This window comes from Fodinibius saliphilus (genome assembly GCF_005869845.1).
Taxonomy (GTDB): Bacteria; Bacteroidota; Rhodothermia; order Balneolales; family Balneolaceae; genus Fodinibius; species Fodinibius saliphilus.
Map to the genome: position 1 here is coordinate 905,053 of NZ_VAWF01000001.1, position 15,329 is coordinate 920,381.

The window sequence follows — 15,329 nt, forward strand, 5'->3', positions numbered from 1 at the left end:
TCAGTTACAAATTTATGGGATTATTAAACTGTCAAATCTTGTTAAAAATCTTCAATGTACGAAGGTAATCCATTTAAATAACGATTACCTTTTAGAAAATTCTTATAATACTTTTTATGGATATAAAAATTATTGGTGCCGGTCTTGGCGGACTTACTACTGCATGCCTGCTGGCCAAAGAAGGACACCGGGTTACCATTCTTGAGAAAAATGCAAAGCCCGGAGGAAAAATTAATGAGGTTCGGGCCTCTGGTTTTCGGTTCGATACTGGCCCCTCACTGCTAACTATGCCCTTTATCCTCGACAAACTATTTGAAGAGTGTGGTAAAAACCTCAAAGACTACTTGGATATTCAACCCATAGATCCCATCTGCAGATATTTCTACCCGGATGGAACCCAGTTTGACTGTTATCAAAAGAAAGAAGTTAATATAGCACAACTTCAGAAATATGCACCCACGGACGTTCAAGCCTTTATCGATTTTCATGAATATGCTGCCAAACTTTATAACCATACAAAAGATGCGTTCCTTTTTAATCCTCTCTACGGTCTTTCGGATTTAAACTCATTAGACCTTACTGATTTTTTTAAGATTGACGCATTCAAGACCGTATCTGAGCGTATTGATCGAATGTTCGAATCGACTATGCTTCGAAAATTCTTTAAGCGCTTTACTACTTATAATGGATCATCACCCTACCAAGCACCGGCCACGCTCAATGTTATTCCCCACGTAGAACTAGCTATGGGTGGGTTTTATATTGATGGGGGAATTTATACTTTGGTTGAAGCATTAACTGAGCTTGCCTACCAACTAGGTGTTTCTATTCAGTATGAAACCAATATATCAGCTATAGAAACAGATAACAGTACCGTATCTGGAATCAGAGAGAACACCGGTGAGTTCCATTCAGCAGAAATTGTGGTATCAAATGCAGATGCTGCCGAAACATACCTGAACTTTCTCCCCAATGATGAACTCCCTTTTTTAAAAAAGAAAAAAATGAATTCACTCGAGCCTTCGTGCTCTGGTTTTGTACTTTTATTAGGCATTGACAAAACATATAGTGCGCTATCGCATCATAATATCTTCTTTTCTGATGATTACAAATATGAATTTGAGCAGATCTTTGAAGAAAAAGTGATGCCGGACGATCCCACTATCTACATTGCCAATACTTCCTATTCTAATCCCAAAGATGCACCGAAAGGCGGGTCCAATCTGTTTATCCTGGTTAATGCTCCCTATCTAAGCGATAATTATGATTGGGATACGGAAACAGCATCCTATACAAGAAAAGTAATTAGATCGCTCCAAAAACGAGGGCTTAAGAAGCTGAAAGAACATATAACCTATAGCGAGACCATTACTCCCAAGGATTTTTATAAACGATATCGCAGTAATAAAGGTAGTATTTATGGGACCTCATCCAATAGTAAAATGGCCGCATTTTTACGACCCCGCAACAAATCTCGTTCAGTGAAGGGGTTATACCTGGTAGGCGGCAGTACTCATCCGGGGGGCGGCATTCCCCTTGTTACCCTTTCAGCATTTCACGCCTGTGAACTTATAAGCCGCTTCGAATAAGCTATCAAATCCTAATTTCTTACTAATGAGGCATGCAGCATATCAAGGCTCCGAATACTATGCTCCCTTTTCTCCCAAATTAATCACTTCAACATCCTGTATTTTGCCCTCATCGATAGCAAACCGTACACAAGTACGATAAACCTGAAATCCATGCCGGCCAGCTGCCCCGGGGTTTATAAATAACATTTTATCTTTTTGCTGATCCCGGCCAATCTTTAGAATATGGGAATGTCCACAAATAAATACGTCCGGGGGATCATTTTCCATTTCTTCTCGGATAGGCAAACAATAACGCCCAAGCGTACCTCCGATGTGGGTCATCCAAAAATCAATGCCCTGGCGATCAAAACGCTGATGCAGTGGGTACTCCTGACGAATATCTTGCCCATCGATATTTCCATATACCCCAATAAGCGGAGCTATTTCTAACAGCTTATCAGCAATTTCAAGGGTTCCAAAATCCCCGGCATGCCAGATCTCATCCCGGTCTTCAAAAAAGTCAAAAACCTGTGGATCTAGATAAGAATGAGTATCCGATATTAATCCTACTTTGATCATAGATTATTCTTTATCATTTTCAGCTAAATGATAGGGATTCATTTTATAAGTATATGTGAATGCGGTAATCCCTTGCAAGAAAAACAATTTATTTATTATTCAAAATCTAATATGCCCTTTTTTAGTATTATAATTGTTTCATGGAACGCCCTACACCATCTCAAAAAGTATTTACCCAGTGTTGCTGAAACAGAATACCCGAATTTTGAGATAATTTTAGCTGATAACGCTTCTAAGGACGGATCCAAGGCATGGGTCAGGAAACACTACCCCAATGTAAAGATCGCTGAGTTTGATAAGAACTATGGCTATTGTGGCGGGAATAACCGTGCTGTTTCATATACTCAAGGGGATATTCTTTTATTTTTGAATAATGATGTTCGTGTTACCCCTACTTGGCTCAATGAACTCGCACAATGTTTTCAAAACAATTCTTCCGTAGCTGCGGCACAACCGAAGATGCTTTCTGATGATCAACCCTCCCATTTTGAATATGCCGGGGCAGCCGGTGGATTTATTGACCGTTTTGGCTATCCTTTTTGCCGAGGACGAATTTTTGATACCGTCGAAAAAGACCGGGGGCAATATAACGATAATGCCGATATCTTTTGGGCCAGCGGAGCAGCACTGGCTATTCGAAAAAAGGTATTTAACGAAGTCGGTCCTTTTGATGAGGATTTCGAATTCCATATGGAAGAGATTGACCTGTGTTGGCGACTCTGGAATAACGGTCACAAAGTTCGATACTGTGCCAACAGTACCGTCTACCATCTGGGCGGGGGATCAATGGCAATGGGGTCTCCCCGTAAGGTATATTACAACTATCGTAATAATCTCAGGATGCTCTGGAAAAACAGCAGCAGTGATACCTACATCTGGCGATTTGCAGGACGCTACCTCCTTGATATTGTAGCTTCTTTTCGTTCGCTGCTAAGTGGAAACTGGGAAGAATTTAAAGCCATTGCTCGTGCGCATATGCATTTTTGGCGATCTTTCCATAACACGCAACAAAAGCGGAAACAGTTACAAAAGCAGCGTACCGTTATTACCGATCCTGAAACTCTGTTACCCGTTAGTATTATTCATGAATACTTCGTCAAGGGAAGGAAAATATTCCAAAATATTATCTGAAAAATGGAAGTAAAAAAACTTAAGACGTTAGCACTATCACTCTTAAAAAAGTGGTGGAGTTCTCTGCTTATTTTCCCTTTTCTGATATATTCATTACATCAGATCTATTGGGCCCTTCGGTATAACATATTTTTTGCGGTTAACTACGACTACCCCTTCCCTTTAAATATCGTCTATATTTTTGTCGATAATTTTTTATTGATTGTACATGAAGCCGGCCACACTTTTTTTGGTCTTTTCGGGCTACGCTTTATAACCATATTGGGGGGATCGCTATTCCAAATTATTCTGCCACTGATAATATTCGCATATTACTGGTTTAACAGGAAAAAGAGGGGCATGCAATTCTCTCTTGTACTGCTAGGTTTTAGCTGGCTGGATGTAGCTGGTTATGCCGCTGACGGCGGAGCCCGACAACTGCCACTTATTGGTGGACTTGGTAAAGAATCGCATGATTGGTATAACCTCTTAACACAAATCAATATCCTGGAACATGATCTTACCTTTGCCCTCTGTTTCGTGGCCTTAGGAACCATTTGTTATCTTTGGGCGTTAGTAATTCCGCTATTTCCTAAACAACCGGCTGAAGTTTCAATAGACCTTAATTTAGACACCTAATAACATTAATCATTGCCATGAGAGGTATCTCCATTCATTATTCAGTTTATGTCCTATTCGGTATATCACTATTATTGATTTTTACATCATGCCATGATCACCAACCTCAAAAATCTCAAAAAGAGTATCAGCAGAAAATTGACAGCTGGCATCAAGAGCGGGTAACCTCTTTGAAAGAAAATGACAGCTGGTTAACGTTGGCCGGGCTGTATCCCTTGAAGAAAAAAAACCTTAGTTTCGGATCCGATTCCACAAATGATATTATATTCCCTCCTAAATCAGCAGGTAACATAGGAACAATCACCAGAGAAGACAGTACCTTTTATATTGATATCCGAGATGGCATTAATGTTTTACATGACAGTTCCAGAATTTCATCTATAAAGCTGAATCCTATTTCCTCGGATGAGACAACCATCTTGCAACACCAAACCTTTCTCTGGTATATCATTGAACGAAGAGGGCACTATTATATCCGATTAAAAGACCAAAAGCACCCAAATTTATCAATTTTCAACGGAATTGACAGGTTTCCAGTTTCCCAAGAGTGGAACATTAAAGCCTACTTTAAACCCTTTGATAATCCCCAAACGTTGACCATACCAGATATTTTAGGAGATACCTATGAGGAAACGATCTATGGAACCCTTGAATTTTCAATGGATGGAGAAAACTATAGCATATTACCTATTGGCCATCCTCAAAAGGATGATGAATTTTTCATCGTGTTGGGAGACAAAACAAATGGAGAAAGCACATACAGCGGAGGACGATATATCTATATCCCCACTCCCAATGAAGATGGCTACACACATATTGATTTCAATAAAGCTTACAATCCACCCTGTGTGTTTACTGATTTTGCCACCTGTCCCTTACCCCCTCCCGAAAACCGATTAGATATGACAATTACAGCAGGCGAAAAGGTCTACGAAGGTTCTAAATAAATTATTATGGGTTCACGTTTTTCGGAACAAGCAGATCTCTATGCAAAGTATCGACCTCACTATCCCCCTGAGCTCTACAATATTATTTATAATCACTTACAGGCTACCGAAAGAGCATGGGATTGTGCCACCGGTTCGGGGCAAGTTGCCAAACAGCTGGCAAAAAACTTTAATCATGTGACAGCTACTGATATTAGCCAGGAACAGTTAGCACATGCCCCCGAAACAGAGAATATCAGTTATTCCATTGCCCCTGCCGAAAACTCAGGTCTGCCAGCCAATCATTTTGATTTAATCACTGTTGCCCAGGCTATTCACTGGTTTAGCTTTGATGAATTCTATGATGAGGTCTGTCGGGTGGGAAAAGCTGGTGGAATGCTGGCCGTTATTGGCTATAGCATGATTAGTATTGGTGATAAGGTGGATCCCATTTTAAAAGCCCTGTATGAAGAGGCTTTTGGTACCTATTTCAATGAAAACCGTCAATACCTGGACCAGTATTACCGAACCATCCCCTTCCCCTTTGAGGAGATCCAAACCCCAAACTTAGAGTATACTGTTTCGTGGTCGATAGATGAACTGGAAGGCTATTTCAACAGTTGGTCAGCCATCCAAAAGATGAAAAGTAATCAAGGGTATAACCCAGTTCCAAAAACAATAAATAAGCTAAAATCTAAACTTCCGGGAAATAAAAAAATAGAGGTTTCCTTTCCCATCTTTATGCGACTGGGACGCATAGCCGCCCGTTAAGAAGCTTAGTCTGCCATTTGATAGAGTAGCTCAATCTCTTCGGGCCATCGCTCGGTATTAGGTGTTTCCAGTATCATCGGGATATCATCAAAGCGGTCATCCTGCATTAGTAATTCAAAGCCTTTTGTCCCGATCTCTCCCTCCCCAATATTGGCATGGCGGTCTACCCGACTTCCCAGCTCTTTTTGCGAATCATTTAAGTGCATTCCTTTCAGATACTCAAACCCTACGGTTTGGTCAAATTCAGTCATCATTTGTTGGTATCCTTCGGCCGTTGACATATCATATCCCGCAGCAAAGGCATGACATGTATCGATACAAACGCCAACACGGCTTTTATCTTCTACGCCATCAATGATTTCAGCCAGGTATTCAAACTTATAACCGATACTGGTGCCCTGCCCGGCGGTATTTTCGATAACAGCAGTTACGCCCTCTGTTTGCTCCAGTGCCCGATTTATGGACTCAGAATTTCGTTGCAGACACTCATCAACACTAATTTTGCTTAAATGATTACCGGGATGAAAATTCAATAGTTCTATCCCAAGCTGCTCACATCGCTTTAATTCAACGGTAAAAGCATTTCTTGATTTCTGTAATTTATCCTCATCAGGATGGCCCAGATTAATCAAATAGCTGTCGTGAGGCATCACGTAATCCATCTTATAATTAAGATCTGCACACTTCTGTTTAAATCCCTCTATACTTTCTGGGGTAAGCGGCGGAGCCTCCCACCTGCGCTGATTTTTAGTAAAAAGGGCAAACGCTTTAGCTCCAATTTTATCTGCCCGTTCCGGGACGTTTTCTACACCACCTGCGGCACTTACATGGGCTCCTATATATTTCATAAACCTGTGGGTTAAATTCTTTTTAGGACACGAGAGAAGTAATTCAAAAGAAGTAGCAATTTCAACCGCTTTCTGATGAATCACTCCCGATATTATAATCATTTAAGAGAATTCATCGTGTCAAAACAGGTGTTCATCGAAAACCCCTTTTGAGACATCCTATAATTTCATTAGTTGAGGACAGTTCAATCGCAACAAAGCCATAAATCATGAAAAAAATAACATATAGTATCCCGGTTCTACTTCTCCTTTTCATTCTTACCGGTTGTGGCATTCCTTCGGTGCATCCCCTCTATAATCCTGACGATTTGGTGGTAAAAGAAGAGTTGTCCGGTAAGTGGAAAAAAAAGGGAAGCAGTGATGTTTATAATGTATTTCATCTACAAGACCTGAAAGTAAATCAACAGGTTCGCGACACACTTGGTATCAAAGAGGATGATAGTCTTATTGCGGCCTTTGAGGAGATTAATCTTGATAATACCTACTTGATTGTTGAGTCAGATATTGGCGAGGCAGATTCAGAAATTTTCGTAGGCGGGCTTGTAAAGCTTGATAAAAACTACTATTTGGATTTATATAAATATCCAGGTTTCTCTGCGGACAACTTTTCATACCCGGTACACCTTTTTGTAAAAGTTGATCTGCATGACGATAAAATTGTAATGCACCAGTTTCGGGAGCAATGGATCAAGGAATTGATCAAAAAAAGAGAAATTCGTATTAAACATGAAGTCTCTTTTGATAACTTTTTGCTAACGGCTTCTACCAACGACTTGCAAGCATTTATCCGCAAGTATGGAGATAACCCAAAAGCCTATGACGGGGATGAACTTATTTTCAACAAAATAAATGATTAGTGGACCGCCTTAAGACCTATACCACTGCTTTTTTAAGCAACCACTGGGTACAGTATTTTTTATTCTGGATGCTTTGTTACTTCGTATTAACAAAGCATTTTTCCTACGATGGTACCATTAAAAAGATTGATCTTATATATACCGGCCTATTTATGCTGAGTATATGGGGGGCGGTAATCATAAACAGCTTTGCACTTATTCCCCGTTTGCTGGCTCATAAAAGAAACGTTGGGTACCTCGGGTTAATAACCCTTACCATGTTGGGAGCCACCTGGTTTAATATTCTTACCTACGAATATCTGTCTGACTGGCTCTTTCCCGACTATTATTTCATCTCATACTTTGAATGGTACCAAATTTTACAATATATACTGGCATTCACGGGCATCACAACCCTGTTGCAACTATCACGGAGCTGGTTCAGGGAAGCTGAAATGCAGCAATCATTAGCCGAAATAAAAGAGGAAAAAATAGCTACAGAGCTCAAAGCATTGCGAGCTCAAATAAATCCTCATTTTTTATTTAATAGTCTCAATCACATTTATGCTCTGGCCGTTAAAAAATCATCCCAGACAGCCCCTGCGGTACTTCAGCTTTCTGAGCTTTTGCGCTATGCAATCCAGCGGATGAATCATGAGAAAGTACCATTAGAGGAAGAGATTGAATACCTCGAAAAGTTTGTGGCTCTTTATAAAAGCCGAACCCACCATCCTGAAAGGGTTCATTTTTCGGTGACCGGCAGCCCCAAAAATCTAACTATTGCCCCTTTACTGCTTGTGGTATTTGTTGAAAACTGTTTTAAACATGGCAGCACACCCCTCAAAAACGACTCCATAGATATCTCTTTATCCATTGAGGAGCAGAAGCTTCGCCTGCAAACGAAAAACAGAATTTCTCAAGATCATGAACTGCCCAAAATATCGAATGGACTAGGACTCGAAAATGTACGACGCCGCCTTGTGTTGCTTTATGAGAATAAGTACAACCTCGACATTAAACGAAATGATCGTTTTTTTGAAGTTGATTTAGAATTGGAACTACTATGAGTAATACTATCACCTGTCTAATTGTTGATGATGAACCTTCTGCCCAGCAGATACTGGAGCGTTATATCTCAGATGTTCCAAGGCTAGAGCTACTCAAAAGCTGTGACGACGCGCTCCAGGCTCGAAGCTACCTCACTGATCACCACGCTGATTTATTACTGTTAGATATCAACATGCCCACCCTCTCGGGAATTAGCTTTTTAAAGTCACTGAGAAACCCGCCGGAGGTTATCTTAACTACTGCTTATGACGAATATGCCTTGGAAGGCTACGAGCTAGATGTAATTGATTACCTGCTCAAACCATTTTCATTCGAACGGTTCCTGCAGGCAATTTCAAAATATGAGGATCGGGTTCAGAACGATAATCAACAAAATACCCTTTTTATAAAAGCCGACCACAAAACATACCGAATCGATAGTGATTCCATCTCATATATCGAATCGTTAGGAGATTATATAACGATCCATATCTCTGATAAAAAGTTGACGACCTACGAAACATTGAAGAATATCCAAACAAAATTACCGTCTAACTTTATGCGCGTACACAAATCTTTTATTGTATGCATCGATAAAGTCAACTACCTGGAAGGCAATCGCCTTATTCTGAGTACAGATGAGATTCCCATAGGGGGAACTTACCGTGAAAAAGTTAAAAGCAGATTCAATATATCGTAATGGACCTATTTCCAGGATCCAATAATAAGCCCCATTATCGTAAAAGCAACACTCCAGTAGCCACCGTTTATTCCAATATACTTCCAAGATCTACGCTCGTATAAACTATTGACAGCAAGGGCAAAAAAGATCCATCCGAATCCGGTTAAAAATCCATATAAGGCCCCAGTGCCGGCCGTTATATTTGAGGCTGCTTCGGGTGACCCCGTTAAAAAGAGAGCCAGATTTAGTGCCATAATGAGTTCAAAAACAAAAGCCAAACCAAATATTTTAGCCATATTCGCTTCTTTTAGTTTTTCTTCACTTAACCCTACCACTTCCAACCATGCCGAACCAAAAAGTGGTCCATACCATAACCACCCTACCATAAAGGTTGAAAGTGTAGCTACTAAAACGGCCCACATATTAATGCTGGATAAATCCATAGTTCCCCTTTGCTTTAGTTAAATGTTTTTAGACAGCAACATTTTGAAGATTTCCCTACTGGTAATTTTCTGTAGCAGGCAATGTTAAGATAAATGTAGCCCCTTCTCCCTCTCCATCACTCTTAACTTCAATACTGCTTCCCATTTCTGCAATGTAGTTAGCACTGCTGAGTAATCCAAAACCATGACCATCATCTTTTGTTGTAAAACCTTAAGTGAATATACTCCCCAAGTTTTCTTTTTTAATTCCAGTACCATTATCTGATATGGATAAATAGAGGTTATCATTTTTTTGCCAGGATTTGATAGAAATGATCCGTTCCGAAGCCGGCTTGTGTAACGTTTATTCTTTAATATTAACACTCAAAGTTTGATGACGTTTATTAACTTCTCCTTTGAACTGAATAAAACGATCTCTTCCTCGATCATATAGATTGAATCCTCTGGCCAAAGTTCCAACCCAGATATCACCCGTGTCATCTTCATACAATGTTCGAACCTCATTTGAGCTAATGCTAAAACTGTCTTCAGAATAATGGCTAAACACTGAAAACTCATATCCATATTATTTATTTAAACCATCCTGAGTTGCGAACCACATATACCCTTGTTCATCCTGCAGGGTTGTATAAACAGAACGTTTGGGAAAGCCCATCTACCGGCGTTAACTGATGAAACTGATTAATCTTGGGATGTTGCCCCTGCACCAAGTTAGTTGATAATACCAAAGCTAATATGGCAAAGCCCTATATTACTTTTCGGCTTTGAATTTCCATTATTTACTATTCCTAAAGCTGTTATAAACACCCTATTTGAATGCTTTCCTTCTAAATTCTTGGAAAATACAATGTAAACGTCGTTCCTTGTCCTTCACTTTCTACCTGAATCTTACCACTCATTTCGGTCATATAATTAGCGCAGGTATGCAAGCCGTAGCCATGCCCCGATTCCTTTGTAGTAAATCCGTGATTAAATATTTTTTCTTTGTTTTCTTCCGTTATTCCTTCCCCATTATCTGAAACAAATATATAAATATGCTTCTCATCCTGTTTGGTCCCAATAGTCAACACTCTCTTATCTCTGTTAACATTGGTCATAGCCTCCTTAGCATTCTTAAATAAATTAACCAGTATGTGTATCAGCTTACTCTTTTGTACTTTGACAACATCAGTATCTTGAAACTCTTTTTTAATATGCAATTCGTGGCGTTCAATACTGCCTGCTTGCAGTTTAAGAGTATCTTCGATGATCTCTTCTAGCTGAACTTCTTCCACAATACGCCCAACTTTTGCGTAGTCTTGCTGAGCATCAATCACTTCCAACATCAAATTAACCTTTTCATTTAGCCTATCGCAATGCTCTCTCAGTTTCTCATGCTCCTTATATAAGGGCTCATCAAGTTTTAGGTAATAGTTCAATAACTTTGGTCCCCGTGAGTCCTCAGTAATAAACTCTTTTAAATCATCTTTGTTTTCATTCAAAAGTTCATTGGCTTGCCGAATTTTCGGAATTTTTGACTCCTCCAGCGTTTCATTGATAACCGATGTTGATATATTAACACTATTCAAGATATTGCCGATATTATGGAGTACTCCCGTTGCTAAATCGGCCATACCGGCCTTATGAGCTTTTTCAACTAATTCATTTCTTGTTGATTTAAGCTTCTGGACCGTTTCATTAAGCGTTTCATTCTTTTCTTCCATCTTGCTACGCATTCCCGCTAGCTTTCGTGCTTGGCTGTAAAAAGAGGCTGCTGCATTAATTATAAAAAGGATAAGCGTTACCATAACAATAATGTCGATATAATAAGGAGCTTCCAAGCTAAAATTTATCCCCATTACCAGCCCTCCAAGAAGAGCTCCTACTATAAACAAGGTTAGTGTTTCAAACATCTGTTTAAACCCTCCAATCATTGTATTGGTAATAAGGCCTCCGGCTAAAAAAGCGTATGACTGCCACAAGTAAAATTCAATGGCAGCAATCCAAAAGCCAATCATCACTGATTCAAATCTCATTGCCAATAATTCAACTTGTTTATCGCCGGACTTTAGCTTGGATAACAAAAAAATAAAATTGGGATAGACTAACAGTGATATTGTTAGGAAGAAAAAATACCAACTGGACCATCCCCTCTCTCTAACTAATAGACCAATAATAATAAAAGAAGCAATGAACCCCACCATTCGCGGAATGTAGTTAGCACGTGCCAAACGATGTGCATCACCCAATTTAAGACCGCTAAAAAATGATGGCATATAACTTAGTTACACCCTCTGGGTTATAAAATTGCTGTTCTTGACCCGGGATATATTATTATTTCTCTTCATCTTTATTATCTTCGGCTTTGGAAAAAACTAAAGTAAAAGTAGCTCCTTGCCCCTTACCCTCACTTTCTACTTCGATGTCTCCTCCCATCTCTTTCATATAATTAGCACAGCTATGTAACCCAAAACCATGGCCACTTTTTTTAGTAGTAAACCCATGATTAAATACCTTTTTAAGATTCACGTCTTTAATTCCGGAACCGTTATCAGAAATCGACAAAAACACTCTATCATCATCCTGCCAACTTTTTATGTTTAATACTTTATTATCCGGACGATTGCCCGCCATTGCTTCTTTCGCATTTTTAATGAGATTTACAAGTACATGCATCAGTTTTGAATGTTGGGCAATAATCGGATCTACAGATTCCAAATCTTTATCAACTGTTAATCCATGACGGTCAATAGATCCGGCTTGTAGCGTTAAGGCATCTTGAATCATCTCTCCAAGCGAAATATGATCGGCATACATACTTGCTCCTGCATAACTTTGTTGTGCTGCTATGGCCTCATTAATAAGCTCGATTTTTTCCGTTAATCGCTTCGATTGTTTAATAACCTTGCGCTGCTCTTTTTTAAGAGGTTCTTCCAGTTTTAAATAATATTGCATCAACTTCTTGCCTTTAGGATTATTGGCAACAAAATCTTCAATATCCTCCACATGTTCTCGTAAAACGTTGTTTGCCTGCAATAGCCCCTGCAGTTTTGAATGCTTCATAGTATCTTCAATAAGAGCTGCAGAAGTATTTACGCTATTCAAAATATTTCCCACATTGTGCAGAATTCCGGTCGCGAGGTCGGCCATACCGGCTTTATGAGCTTTTTCTACTACTTCATCTCTTGCTTTTTCAAGTTCTTCGAGAGCATTTTTAAGCTCTTCATTTCTATTATTTAGTTCCGATGTGCGATCTGCTACCTCTTGTTCCAGCCGTTCACTATACTCTTTATACCTGCGTACTTTTATCTTGTACCCGGTAAATACAATGCCAATAATAAATACTGAAGCAAACAAGTAAAACCATGTTGTCTGCCAAAATGGAGGCATTATATTAATGGTAAGAGCAGTCCCTTCTTCATTCCAAACTCCGTCACTATTTGCGGCTTTCACCCGGAAAGTATATTCACCTGGTGGCAAGTTCGTATATGTAGCGAAGTTACGACTTCCCACATAGTTCCAATCTTCCTCAAAGCCTACCATCTTATAAGCGTACTTATTTTTTTCAGGTATGGTATAATTCAAAGCGGCAAATTCAAAGGAAAAGACGTCATCAGCATGCGATAATGTAAGTGTATCGGTATAGGTAATAGATTTTGTTAGGATATCACCATAGGTCTCATCCGCATTGGCTGTATCACGGACAGGTACCTTCTCATTATAGAGTTGAAATTCAGTTATAACTACGGGTGGTGGATGGGGATTTCCTTCCAGGTCGGAAGGATAAAACGTATTGAACCCATTAATTCCGCCTATATAAATTTTCCCATCCGAAGCAGTAAGTGCAGCACCAGCGTTGAATTCATTTGCCTGTAATCCGTCTCTCTTATCAAATAGATCGAAGGTTTCGTTTTCGGCATTCCAAACAGCTAAACCAAAGGTAGTCGTTAAATAGATAGTGCCATTTTCATCTTCGGTTATACCCCAGATGGTATCATCAGGCAGGCCGTCTTTTCGCGAAAAGTATTGTAGCACCTCATGGGTTTCAATATCGAGTACGGTTACTCCCATCATAGATCCTACCCATAGACGTCCTTTGGAATCTTCATAGAAATCCATCACCATATTATCGTCGAGGCTGTGTGGATTATCAGATGAACGCGGAAATTTTTTAAATGAGTCGGTCTCAGGCTGATATAGATCAAGTCCTCCCCGGGTACCTATCCAGACCTGACCCTTGCTGTCAACATAGACATCAGAAACAAAGGCACCACTTATGCTTTGGGGGTTATTGGGATCATGATTATAATGCTTAAAAGTATTTGTTTCAGGATTTAGTACGTCCAGTCCCCCTCCCCTTGTAGCAATCCAAACATGCCCCTTATGGTCAATATCAAGTCCCCAAAGAGCATTGTAACTAAGCGAATTAGGATTTCCCGGTTCATGATAATAACGTTTATTATCTCCCGACTGGGGATCAAAGTGATTCAGTCCATTTGCGGTACTTACCCATAAGTCTTTGTTTTGATCCTGTTCTATATTATAGATCCGATTACTACTTAAAGTATTAGGATCTCCCTGCTCATTAAAGTAATGACTGAATTTTTTTGTCTTAGGATCAAATTGATTCAGACCTTTGTCAGTAGCAATCCAAATATTGTTATCAGCTCCTTCATAAAAATCAAGGATACTGTTATCACTTAAGCTGTTGGGGTCGTTAGGGGTATAGAGGTAATGCTTTAAATTTTTCCGGTGGTAGCTAAACTTGCTGAGCCCCCCTGTCCAGGTTCCTATCCAAAGGGTATTGTGATTGTCCTCATAGATACTATGTACCCGATTCGATCCAATACTTTGTTCATCCTTGGGATCGTTATTAAACCGACTAAAGTTACCACTTTGAGGATGAAATAAATTCAAACCATTCTCGGTACCAACCCAAATATTTTTTCTACTGTCTTGATAAATAACATTAACTGTATTATCACTCAAAGAGGTCGATTCACCACGAATATTTTTAAATATTTTTACTGTTGTCTCATCCTCATTAATCCGAATAACCCCATTATTGGTGCCTACCCATAAGTATCCCTGACGATCTTCATAAATAGCATTTACCACTTTATCCTGTAATTTAGAAATCGGACTCTGAACCAGCTTATCGGTCTCAGAATCCAGGTAATACAGCCCCGCTCCAAAAGAACCAACCCATAATCTTCCGGCTCGGTCGCGGTATACCGCCTGAAAATCATTCATCTCCTCAGTTCCCTCAGGCGCAAAATACTGGCGGTTAAAACCTTCCTGTTTATTCTTCAGGCTGTTCAGTCCTCGGTCTGTAGCTGCCCAAACTGTTCCGTCTGCATCACAGTATATGCTATTAATCTCATTATGGCTAACCTGACCCGGCCCATACTCATCAGAATACCGGAGGAATTGTTCGGTTTTCAAATTAAAAAATGAAATACCGTTTGAACTACCGATCCAAAAATTACCGTCCGGATCCTTACACATATCCGTAATCTGTTGGTTACTCAAAGTGTTGGGATCTGTTAAGTCACTCCTGTAGATAAGCATATTTTGCCCGTCATAGCGATTTAATCCACCAACGGTTCCGAACCATAACAATCCCTTGTCATCCTGTAATATGGATGTAACAGTGACCTGAGAAAGCCCATCATCAAGTCCAAGGTGGTTGAACTTTACACTATCTACCTGGGAGTAACTGGGTGAACTCAGCAAAAGGAGGAGTAAAACACTCAGAACGTACGGAGTCAATCTATTCATTTATAACTTATTTGATTACTGGGGCAAAATAGGTTCCATAACTGCCACATTATCTTGTAGCTTTATCATGGAAAACCTTGCGTTGTTCATATTTTCAGGGAGTATCATATCTCCCTT

The 15,329-nt window shown here is 39.7% G+C and carries 15 protein-coding genes and 1 pseudogene; 8 read left to right on the top strand and 8 right to left on the bottom strand.

The features are described 5' to 3' along the window. Nucleotides 1-116 precede the first annotated feature (116 nt). The gene (locus FCN14_RS03730) at nucleotides 117-1,589 is read left to right on the top strand and encodes a phytoene desaturase family protein (RefSeq protein WP_138429740.1); all 1,473 of its coding nucleotides are present in this window, start codon (nucleotides 117-119) and stop codon (nucleotides 1,587-1,589) included. 57 nt (nucleotides 1,590-1,646) lie between these two features. Here the strand turns inward: FCN14_RS03730 and FCN14_RS03735 are convergent, their stop codons facing one another. Then, nucleotides 1,647-2,150 (bottom strand): metallophosphoesterase family protein, encoded by a 504-nt coding sequence (locus FCN14_RS03735; RefSeq protein ID WP_138429741.1) that lies wholly within the window; start codon nucleotides 2,148-2,150, stop codon nucleotides 1,647-1,649. 111 nt (nucleotides 2,151-2,261) lie between these two features. On the opposite strand from FCN14_RS03735, the gene FCN14_RS03740 reads away from it, so the two are divergent. The 4 genes from FCN14_RS03740 to FCN14_RS03755 all read left to right on the top strand — a co-directional run bounded on the left by FCN14_RS03740 (nucleotide 2,262) and on the right by FCN14_RS03755 (nucleotide 5,596). After that, nucleotides 2,262-3,281, top strand: coding sequence for a glycosyltransferase family 2 protein (locus tag FCN14_RS03740; RefSeq protein WP_138429742.1), 1,020 nt, complete (start codon nucleotides 2,262-2,264; stop codon nucleotides 3,279-3,281). Between the two features lie 3 nt (nucleotides 3,282-3,284). Then, on the top strand, nucleotides 3,285-3,899 hold the full coding sequence (locus tag FCN14_RS03745; RefSeq protein ID WP_138429743.1) for a hypothetical protein: 615 nt from the start codon (nucleotides 3,285-3,287) through the stop codon (nucleotides 3,897-3,899). Between the two features lie 74 nt (nucleotides 3,900-3,973). Next, entirely contained in the window at nucleotides 3,974-4,846 is an 873-nt protein-coding gene (locus FCN14_RS03750) for a DUF1684 domain-containing protein (RefSeq protein WP_171032795.1), read from the top strand. Between the two features lie 6 nt (nucleotides 4,847-4,852). After that, the gene (locus FCN14_RS03755; protein ID WP_138429745.1) at nucleotides 4,853-5,596 is read left to right on the top strand and encodes a class I SAM-dependent methyltransferase; all 744 of its coding nucleotides are present in this window, start codon (nucleotides 4,853-4,855) and stop codon (nucleotides 5,594-5,596) included. 5 nt (nucleotides 5,597-5,601) lie between these two features. Here FCN14_RS03755 and nfo read toward each other — a convergent pair whose 3' ends face one another. Further along, on the bottom strand, nucleotides 5,602-6,444 hold the full coding sequence (gene nfo, locus FCN14_RS03760) for a deoxyribonuclease IV (protein WP_138429746.1): 843 nt from the start codon (nucleotides 6,442-6,444) through the stop codon (nucleotides 5,602-5,604). 209 nt (nucleotides 6,445-6,653) lie between these two features. Here nfo and FCN14_RS03765 point away from each other — a divergent pair, with 209 nt between their 5' ends. The 3 genes from FCN14_RS03765 to FCN14_RS03775 are packed head-to-tail and all read left to right on the top strand — an operon-like array spanning nucleotide 6,654 to nucleotide 9,027. Then, a complete protein-coding gene (locus FCN14_RS03765) occupies nucleotides 6,654-7,301 on the top strand; it encodes an LptM family lipoprotein (RefSeq protein ID WP_138429747.1) in 648 nt (215 codons plus the stop codon). Next, the gene (locus tag FCN14_RS03770; RefSeq protein ID WP_138429748.1) at nucleotides 7,301-8,347 is read left to right on the top strand and encodes a sensor histidine kinase; all 1,047 of its coding nucleotides are present in this window, start codon (nucleotides 7,301-7,303) and stop codon (nucleotides 8,345-8,347) included. Before FCN14_RS03765 ends, FCN14_RS03770 begins: the two co-directional genes overlap by 1 nt. Then, nucleotides 8,344-9,027 carry a LytR/AlgR family response regulator transcription factor gene (locus tag FCN14_RS03775; RefSeq protein ID WP_205720054.1) on the top strand — a complete coding sequence of 228 codons (684 nt, stop codon included), beginning with the start codon at nucleotides 8,344-8,346 and terminating at the stop codon, nucleotides 9,025-9,027. The genes FCN14_RS03770 and FCN14_RS03775 overlap by 4 nt, the downstream gene beginning before the upstream one ends. A 5-nt stretch (nucleotides 9,028-9,032) precedes the next feature. Here the strand turns inward: FCN14_RS03775 and FCN14_RS03780 are convergent, their stop codons facing one another. The 6 genes and pseudogenes from FCN14_RS03780 to FCN14_RS03805 all read right to left on the bottom strand — a co-directional run bounded on the left by FCN14_RS03780 (nucleotide 9,033) and on the right by FCN14_RS03805 (nucleotide 15,212). Continuing rightward, complete coding sequence (locus FCN14_RS03780; protein ID WP_138429749.1) at nucleotides 9,033-9,452, bottom strand: DUF1761 domain-containing protein; 420 nt, start codon at nucleotides 9,450-9,452, stop codon at nucleotides 9,033-9,035. 55 nt (nucleotides 9,453-9,507) lie between these two features. Then, nucleotides 9,508-9,645 (bottom strand): annotated as a pseudogene (locus tag FCN14_RS16055) (hypothetical protein); the annotation flags it as partial. A gap of 150 nt (nucleotides 9,646-9,795) precedes the next feature. Further along, nucleotides 9,796-9,999, bottom strand: coding sequence for a two-component regulator propeller domain-containing protein (locus FCN14_RS16060; RefSeq protein WP_138429751.1), 204 nt, complete (start codon nucleotides 9,997-9,999; stop codon nucleotides 9,796-9,798). A gap of 18 nt (nucleotides 10,000-10,017) precedes the next feature. After that, complete coding sequence (locus tag FCN14_RS16065; RefSeq protein WP_138429752.1) at nucleotides 10,018-10,107, bottom strand: two-component regulator propeller domain-containing protein; 90 nt, start codon at nucleotides 10,105-10,107, stop codon at nucleotides 10,018-10,020. A 172-nt stretch (nucleotides 10,108-10,279) separates the two neighbouring features. Beyond that, nucleotides 10,280-11,707, bottom strand: a complete 1,428-nt coding sequence (locus FCN14_RS03800; protein ID WP_138429753.1) for an ATP-binding protein — start codon at nucleotides 11,705-11,707, stop codon at nucleotides 10,280-10,282. 58 nt (nucleotides 11,708-11,765) lie between these two features. Further along, the gene (locus FCN14_RS03805; RefSeq protein WP_138429754.1) at nucleotides 11,766-15,212 is read right to left on the bottom strand and encodes a two-component regulator propeller domain-containing protein; all 3,447 of its coding nucleotides are present in this window, start codon (nucleotides 15,210-15,212) and stop codon (nucleotides 11,766-11,768) included. Between the last annotated feature and the right edge of the window lie 117 nt (nucleotides 15,213-15,329).